The sequence below is a fragment of the Rheinheimera tilapiae genome (assembly GCF_042432165.1).
GTDB classification, from domain to species: domain Bacteria; phylum Pseudomonadota; class Gammaproteobacteria; order Enterobacterales; family Alteromonadaceae; genus Pararheinheimera; species Pararheinheimera tilapiae.
On sequence record NZ_JBHLXP010000001.1, the window covers coordinates 1,391,513 to 1,399,224 of the forward strand.

The 7,712-nt window shown below is 51.0% G+C and carries 6 protein-coding genes; 4 read left to right on the forward strand and 2 right to left on the reverse strand.

Going from position 1 to position 7,712, the window contains the following annotated elements; translation table 11 throughout:
• Positions 1–217 precede the first annotated feature (217 nt).
• Positions 218–1,906 (forward strand): M20/M25/M40 family metallo-hydrolase, encoded by a 1,689-nt coding sequence (locus ACFFJP_RS05915; protein ID WP_377241418.1) that lies wholly within the window; start codon positions 218–220, stop codon positions 1,904–1,906.
• 107 nt (positions 1,907–2,013) lie between these two features.
• Positions 2,014–2,865: a TatD family hydrolase gene (locus ACFFJP_RS05920; protein WP_377241420.1), complete on the forward strand. Its 852-nt coding sequence runs from the start codon at positions 2,014–2,016 to the stop codon at positions 2,863–2,865.
• Between the two features lie 2 nt (positions 2,866–2,867).
• Here the strand turns inward: ACFFJP_RS05920 and ACFFJP_RS05925 are convergent, their stop codons facing one another.
• Entirely contained in the window at positions 2,868–3,506 is a 639-nt protein-coding gene (locus tag ACFFJP_RS05925) for an AhpA/YtjB family protein (protein ID WP_377241422.1), read from the reverse strand.
• A 79-nt stretch (positions 3,507–3,585) separates the two neighbouring features.
• Here ACFFJP_RS05925 and serB point away from each other — a divergent pair, with 79 nt between their 5' ends.
• Positions 3,586–4,617: a phosphoserine phosphatase SerB gene (gene serB / locus ACFFJP_RS05930; protein ID WP_377241424.1), complete on the forward strand. Its 1,032-nt coding sequence runs from the start codon at positions 3,586–3,588 to the stop codon at positions 4,615–4,617.
• The gene (locus ACFFJP_RS05935; protein ID WP_377241426.1) at positions 4,614–5,510 is read left to right on the forward strand and encodes an alpha/beta fold hydrolase; all 897 of its coding nucleotides are present in this window, start codon (positions 4,614–4,616) and stop codon (positions 5,508–5,510) included. Before serB ends, ACFFJP_RS05935 begins: the two co-directional genes overlap by 4 nt.
• 28 nt (positions 5,511–5,538) lie before the next feature.
• Here the strand turns inward: ACFFJP_RS05935 and ACFFJP_RS05940 are convergent.
• A partial coding sequence (locus ACFFJP_RS05940; RefSeq protein WP_377241428.1) for a PilZ domain-containing protein occupies positions 5,539–7,712 on the reverse strand: 2,174 nt, incomplete at its 5' end.

Below are 7,712 nucleotides of genomic sequence, written 5' to 3' on the forward strand. Positions count from 1 at the left end.
AAATTCGGCTGCAATTTCAGATGCGACTGGATTGAGGTTCTGTCGCCTCATAGCGAGAGGCGGATTGTCGTTGTAAATACCGTATTGACCGCAAAGCAATTGCCTTGTGCCTGCTGCTGGCTGAGTCTGAACTGTGCCTGTTCCTACCATCGCGAAGGGACAATAAAAGGCAACACCAAGCATAAGAGCAACAATTAAAACAAGCGGGAACATGGTTATGAAACAATATTTAACAGCGACGACAGCATCAGTGCTGGCGCTTGCTGTGTCACAGGCATTGGCCGCCGACTTAGAAATGGCCAATAAAATCCGTCACGAAGGACTCTATCAAAGTGAAGTGCTGCATACGCTGGAATATCTGACCGATGAAATTGGTCCGCGCCTGACGGCGTCACCACAAATGACCGCAGCCAACCAGTGGACCTTAAAGCGGTTACAAAGCTGGGGCCTGAAAAATGCTGAATTGCATCCATTTGAATTTGGCCGTGGCTGGAGTTCTTCCGCATCGAGTATCGTGCTGACTGCCCCAAGAGCGGTATCGTTACACGGCATTCCGGTCGCCTGGACGCCAGGAACCAACGGCCCTGTGGCCGGTGAAGTGATGATGTTTGATGTCAACACCGAAGCCGAGTTGGCGCAATATGCCGGCAAGTTACGCGGTAAATTCCTGATGATGGGCGAAGATTTGAAGATTGAACCGCCAAATACCATCATTTTCGAACGCCTCGGCAGCGACAAACTTAATAGCCTAAAAGATGCAGATGTCGGTGCTCGCCCGAGTTATGAGTCAGCGATGACCAAAGCGCTGCGTGCCAGCCGCAAGCAGGCTTATCAATTCAACAAAGCGCTGAGTGCTTTTTTAGTCAAAGAGCAGGCGGCAGGTGTTATTTACCGTTCCAGCCGCCAAGGTGGTCTGGTGCGGGTCTTTGGTAAATCACACAAGATTGGCGAAACCTTTGGCGTACCAGCCATTATTATCGAACAGGAAGACTACGGTCAGTTATTGCGGATGCTGGACCGCAAAGAACAACCACAGCTGACGCTCGATATCAAAGCGCAGTTCCATGATGACGATAAAAATGCCTATAACACGCTTGCTGAAATTCCGGGCTCGGATAAAAACGGCGAAGTGGTGATGGTCGGTGCGCATCTTGATTCCTGGCATGCCAGTGACGGTGCCGTCGATAACGGCGCGGGCGTTGCAGTCGCGATGGAAGCGGTACGCATTCTGTCCAAACTGAAAGTAAAGCCAAAACGCACCATTCGCATCGCGCTGTGGTCGGGTGAAGAGCAGGGGCTGTATGGCTCGCGTGCTTATGTCAACGACTTCCTGGCCAGTCGTCCTGCGCCAACAGATCCGGCGGAAAAAGCGCTGCCGCGTTATTTGTGGTCAAGCCCGGGCTGGCCCATCGCCCCTAAAGCCGGTTATGACAAGTTGTCGGTGTATTTGAACATGGATAACGGCAGTGGTCGGTTCCGCGGTATTTATACCGAAGGCAACGTCGCGGTGAAACCGGTATTTACCGACTGGTTTGGCCCATACATGGATTTAAGCAGCGGCACCGTGTCACCGCGCTCAACCGGCGGGACTGACCATGAGTCTTTTGATGACGTCGGTTTACCAGGCTTCCAATTTATTCAGGACCCGCTGGATTACAGCACCCGCTTGCATCACACGCATATCGATTCTATTGATCATGTGATTGAAGATGACCTGAAACAGGCGTCAGTGATCATGGCTGGTTTCCTGTATGAAGCGGCGATGGCCGAGAAAAAACTGCCGCGTAAACCGATGCCGACACCGGCTTCAACTGTGCAGCAGCAACGCCAGGACCTGGAAAGCCAGAAAGAACGGCGTAAGGCCGAGCTTGAGGCGAAAAGCACGCTGGAGAGCGGTCAGCTCTGATCTGGCAAAGAAAACCCGGCGCTTGCCGGGTTTTCTTTGTACGTCTCTTGCCTGCCACTGTAGCTTCTGTTGCAATGCGTTGTATCGCTGCCTGTTGAAGATGCTCAATGCAACTGTCTGTCCCGCCATTGCCGAATAGGTCTTTTAATCAATCGTGCGAACAATTGTTTGATACCCATTGCCATCTGGATTTGCCGGAACTTGCCGCAGAGTTACCGGCGTTTCTCGACAGTGCCATAAAGGCTGGCGTCAGGCGCATTTTAGTGCCGGCTGTCGAAGCTGCGCGTTGGCCAGGGTTATTGCAGCTACAACAGCAAACCACATCGCTCAGACTGGAACTGGCGCTCGGCATCCATCCGTGGTGGGCACAGCACGCGACCGAAACGCAGCTCGACACATTGGCGAACATGGTGCGGGTCGAAGCAGGTGTCTGTGCCGTCGGTGAAATCGGGCTGGATTTTGTGCTGGTACAAGAGGACGAAGAGGCGACACGCAAACTGCACCAATGGCAACAAACATTGTTTAGCGCGCAACTAGCCTTAGCCGCGAAAGCAGGCAAACCTGTCGTTTTACACCATCGCAAATCACAACCGGCGCTGCTGGCCGAATTAAAACGCCAACAGTTCAGTCAGGGCGGCATTTTGCATGCATTTTCTGGCAGTACAGCGCAGGCGCACGCCTTTTTGGATTTGGGTTTTAAACTAGGGATTGGCGGCACGATCAGTTATGAACGGGCACAGAAAACCCGCGACACGGTCAGGAAGCTGCCCCTGTCAGCCCTTGTTGTAGAAACAGATGCGCCGGCGATGCCGCTGGCTGGTTTTCAGGGGCAGGTTAATACACCGGCACAACTGGCATTAGTGTTTCAGCAGCTTTGTGCGCTACGGACTGAATCCGCCGACAGACTAGGCCTAGCGTTGTGGCAAAACAGTCTGGCGGCCTTGCACTTGCCGCAGTGAGATCAGACTTTTGGCGGGAGTGAATGGGTCTGATGTTCCGGACTATCAAGTGCAGCGTGATGCAATTCTTTATTTGAGGCCAACCGGTGTGACAGTGCCTGTAATGAACCGCGTAACATCAGCGACAGCAGGGCGGTAAAGCCCAGCATCCACAACACTTGCTCCATCAGCTGATGCCAGCTGGAACTGACCGCATCAAAGCTGCTGTATTGTTTCAGACTAATTTTGATGTAACCGAGCAATTGATTACCCTGGTAAATTTCCTGCACCATCGGCAATAAATGGTCTGGTGTCTGCGGTGCGTATAACAATCGCGCTGGCTCACTGCCAACGGATTCACTGAGACGCACGCCATTGGCATCGTAAACCACCACGTCGTGCAGATAAGGATTGGAAGCCATTTGCTGGGTCAGCGCTTTGAGACCTTCGAGCTGGTCATTTTCAATCAGATAAGCACAGGTTTGTGCCAGCGCTTTTAAAGTTTCACGCATCAGCACGGCGCTTTGTTCAGCAAACAACTGCTCGCCATGTTTGTTACTTTGTTGCCACCATTGCAGTAACAACAGGAATCCGCTGACGGCCAGTACAAATTGTACGCTACGCCAGATTTTTGCTGATTTTTTTGGCTTTTTTACTGACATTTGACCTGATGATCCGCTGACAAGGCCGGAAAAATGCCGGTAGAATGCCACGCAGCCCACTTAAAGTACAGGTACGCCCGTGAGTCGTCTTTTGCCAAAAAGCCTAGCAGATCAAGCTGAGCCATTTTTTTCTGAATTATTTCAACAGCATCCGATCGTGCTTTTGCAGGAAACAGCAGAAAGCCTGCAGATCAGTTCGGCGCAAATCACAGCGCCTGCAGCAGCGACCATAAGGATTTGGAGCAGCGAGCCTGCTGTGCTCACCATGGCGACGCTGCGGCAACTGATGCAGACAGTGGCTGGGCCGGTATTGGCATTGCCGTATCAGCCACATGTGGATTTAGCCCCGGCACTTGAACTGCGGCTGCAATCACAACTAACTGCCCAAACCATCATCCAACTGCGTGAACAGGCCGCAACTCTGGCATTGGAGCTGAACTATCTGACGTCACAGCCGAAACTGGCAATGCCCGGCGTTCTGGTGATGGATATGGATAGCACGGCCATTCAGATTGAGTGTATTGACGAAATAGCCGTATTAGCCGGTGTGGGGCCACAGGTTGCCGCTGTGACGGCGGCCGCGATGCGCGGTGAGCTGGATTTCGCACAAAGCCTGCGTCAGCGTGTTGCGACGCTAAAAGATGCGCCTGAACAGGTGCTAGCCACTGTGCTGGAACAATTGCCATTGATGCCTGGGCTCGAAGCGCTGGTCGCGACTTTGCAGCAACACAACTGGACTGTGGCGATCGCATCCGGTGGCTTTACTTACTTTACTGAAGCGCTGAAACAGCGATTGGCCCTCAGCGCGACATTTGCCAATGTGCTGGAGATCCGCGACGGTAAATTGACCGGGCAAGTACTGGGTGACATCGTGGATGCGCAGGTCAAAGCTCAGGTCGTACAGCAACTTGCAACGGCACGTGATATTCCGCACGCACAGACAGTCGCTATCGGCGATGGCGCCAATGACCTGCCGATGCTGGCGGTTGCCGGGCTTGGTGTGGCGTTCCACGCCAAACCGCTGGTACAGGCAAAAGCGCAATATGCGATCCGGCATGGCTCATTACTGCAGTTATTATACTTGTTTGATACCACAGATATCAGCGCATGAAGCATCAGCAACATTCCATTTATCTGGATCAGGGTACCTACCAGTTGCATATCAAAGCTTTGGTGCCGCATCACGCCAGCGCGACACCGGTGCTGATGTTGCATGGCGCCATTGAAAACGGTCGGATTTTTTATAGCCAGTCCGGTAAAGGGCTGGGCTGTTTCCTCGCAGATCAGGGCTTCTCAGTCTACTGTGCCGATTTTGCTGGTCGGGGTTTATCCAGGCCACACGTCAGCAGTGGCTTTGATCAAAACCAGCATCAGTTGATTTGTCAGGATATCCCGGCGCTGATTGCAGACATCTACCAACGTCACCAACAGAAAGTCAGTCTGGTGTGCCATAGCTGGGGTGGTGTTGTGGCGCTGGCTGCTTTGGCGCGACAGCCTGAGTTACTGGCCAAAGTACGGTCTATCGTTTGTTTTGGCAGCAAAAGACGCATTAGCATCCGCTCCTGGCGTAAAAGCCTGCAGGTCGATCTGGTCTGGAACAAACTCTGTCCTTTGTTAGCCGCTAAGCATGGCTATCTGCCTGCCAAACAATGGAAATTGGGTGCTGACGATGAACCGGCACAGTTTTTACGCGACACCATTCATTGGATTAATCATCCTCATTTTATCGATCCAACCGATGCTTTTGACTACAGCGCCGCAGCAAAGCAACTGCAATGGCCGCCAGCCTGGTTTTTCGCTGCAGTGAATGATCGGGTACTTGGACATGCGACAGACGTTAAACTACTGATGCATGAATCCGGTCTGCAACATGCACGATACCGGCTATTGGGAAAAATGCAGGGCGATGGACTGGATTATGATCATATATCGATGTTAACTGCGGCACAGGCCAGAAGCGGACATTTTCAGGATCTTGCTGATTGGTTAAAAATACCGGAATGATCGGTGCTGATGCTGAAAAGCTGTTGGATCAGCTTTGCTGGTCCTGTTGCTGCACGAAAGCCCGGCGTTTTTGTTGTTGTTGCTGGATCTGTTCCGGGGCGATGCTGTAACGCAGCAAGATCTCATCACTGATATCAATCACATCCCCAACGCCGACCACACTCCATAACTCTTCTTCCAGTACCTTGGCTTTATGGATCGCATACACACTGATGTAGCTCAGTTCTTTATTGATATGCTCGGTATCTGGCCGGCCGGTACGTGATAAATGGATACGGAAACAAAACAACAAATCGTTGGCGAGTGCATCCTGAATAAAATAATGTTTGGCCTGCGTGGTTTTCAGGTCAAAATCGAATTCGGTGACAAAACTCTGTTCAAACTTTTGTTGATTCTGCCGGTAGCGGATAAACACTTCGTAGGTGCGAGGTGCGTCCTGCCGTTTCATGCCTTTCAGTTGATTGGCAAAATGCAGATTCGTTGCGCTGTTTTTCAGCAGCGGTTGCAGGTTAGGCTTGGACTTATCATCAGTAAACAAACCGAGCAGACGATGTAAGTTGTTTGGCTCTGCACCTTGTCCAAGTACATTTAAGTCATACCGAATACCATGCCGGTGCATAAAAAACGGGAAGCTGTTCAGTGCCTTCACATACATGTTCCGCAGTGCCTGACCGAGCCCGGCAAATTTTGGCATTTCTTCTGCCATTGTCAGTTTGGCTCTGTTGTTTTTAATAAGCTGTTCAAAAAACAACCGACCCTGATGCGGTAAATCCTGTTCAATGATCCGCAGATTCATAATCAGCTGATTTTTACTGACTGCCATGACTTCATAGTCGAGCTCTTGCAGGCCATATTTACTGGAGATCTTTTGCATGTCTGGCAACGACAGCTGTATTTTGTCGCCTTTTTGATAGGCCACTGGTTCGTGCGTCTCAATTTGTAAGCCACGTGATGAAAAATCGCGGGTGTGAGCGTCAATAAACTGTTCTTTATTGATTTTCAGCATCACACGGGTTTTGTATAAAAAGCGACCTTCTGAGCGCAAATTGACATATTGCACCGCCACTGATTCCAGCGGCGGCAGATCGTCCAGTTTCGGATGGCCAAATACCTTCAACTGACTGAGTAAATTTTCATCAAAACTAATTTGTTGATACAACAGATTACTTTCGTTGTGGTTGATTTCGGTTAATGCCGCGACATAACGAAACTCCTGGATCAACTGCAGCACTTGCGGTGACGGCGGCTGATTGAGTTTATGAATGTCCTGATCAGCAGTGTCCGGCAGAGACAACAGGATGTGTGCATCTTGCGGGTGCGTGCGGTGCACGACCAGATGAAAAACCCGCCAGCTGGGTTTCTGTGCACCAAAGCCAAAAAATACATTTTGCAGCTGTGGTTGCTGAGCCAACTCGTCAGCGGTGGCTGAGTAAAAATAAAGTTTGCCTTTGGCCGCATGAGTGAAGCAATACAACACAGTGGAACGTTCAGCCGGCGCTTTTTGTAAGCAGCTTTTCAGCCGTTTGCCGGCCAGAATTTGCATCAGTACCGATTGTTGCCGTTCGTCCTGAAAATACTGCACGTGTTGTCGGTTATTTTCAGTTGTCAGTGCACACACGGGCACCGGTAAACCGTCCCGGACCGCAAGGAACACCGGCAAAGAAGCGATGCGTGGTAAGTAAAATTGCTCATAGCCTTTGACGATCACCGCATCTAAAGTGTTGTCAAGATTGACCTTATAGCGGCGTTTATTGCCATGAATAAACTGCTTGAGAAATTCAGTGAATCCACGTTCATCGGCGAGCGGTAGCCGTTTTACCCGCACATATTGCGTCCGCTCGATAATTTCGCTGTCAATGACCTGATATGGAATGCCATGCGATAAACCCAAGGCAAATTCTTGCTCTAAACCCGTGAAATGGATGGCAATTTTCTGCCCACTTTGCAAGCGGCGACTGCCCGGAACTTTTAGTTTACTGCCTGAGACAGAGAGGTCCACAGTGCTGGCCTGAAACTTTTCGCCGGTATCGAGTTCCACTTCGATATCGATGGTGAAGTTCATCCGTTCCTCACCGCGACTACAATAACTGGCGAACTGTACGATACGGGGGCCAGCTTTGTCCTGTTCCTGTTCAGTCTCCTGAACGGGTTCTTGTTTGATCAACGGATCGCCGGCTATTACCGCCTGCAGCCGCTGTTCTG

What these genes read in the sequence shown, in the direction of transcription:
- ACFFJP_RS05915 (WP_377241418.1), top strand. Translation starts at nt 218, where the DNA reads ATGAAACAATATTTAACAGCGACGACAGCATCAGTGCTGGCGCTTGCT.
- ACFFJP_RS05920 (WP_377241420.1), top strand. Translation starts at nt 2,014, where the DNA reads ATGCAACTGTCTGTCCCGCCATTGCCGAATAGGTCTTTTAATCAATCG.
- ACFFJP_RS05925 (WP_377241422.1), bottom strand. Translation starts at nt 3,506, where the DNA reads ATGTCAGTAAAAAAGCCAAAAAAATCAGCAAAAATCTGGCGTAGCGTA.
- ACFFJP_RS05935 (WP_377241426.1), top strand. Translation starts at nt 4,614, where the DNA reads ATGAAGCATCAGCAACATTCCATTTATCTGGATCAGGGTACCTACCAG.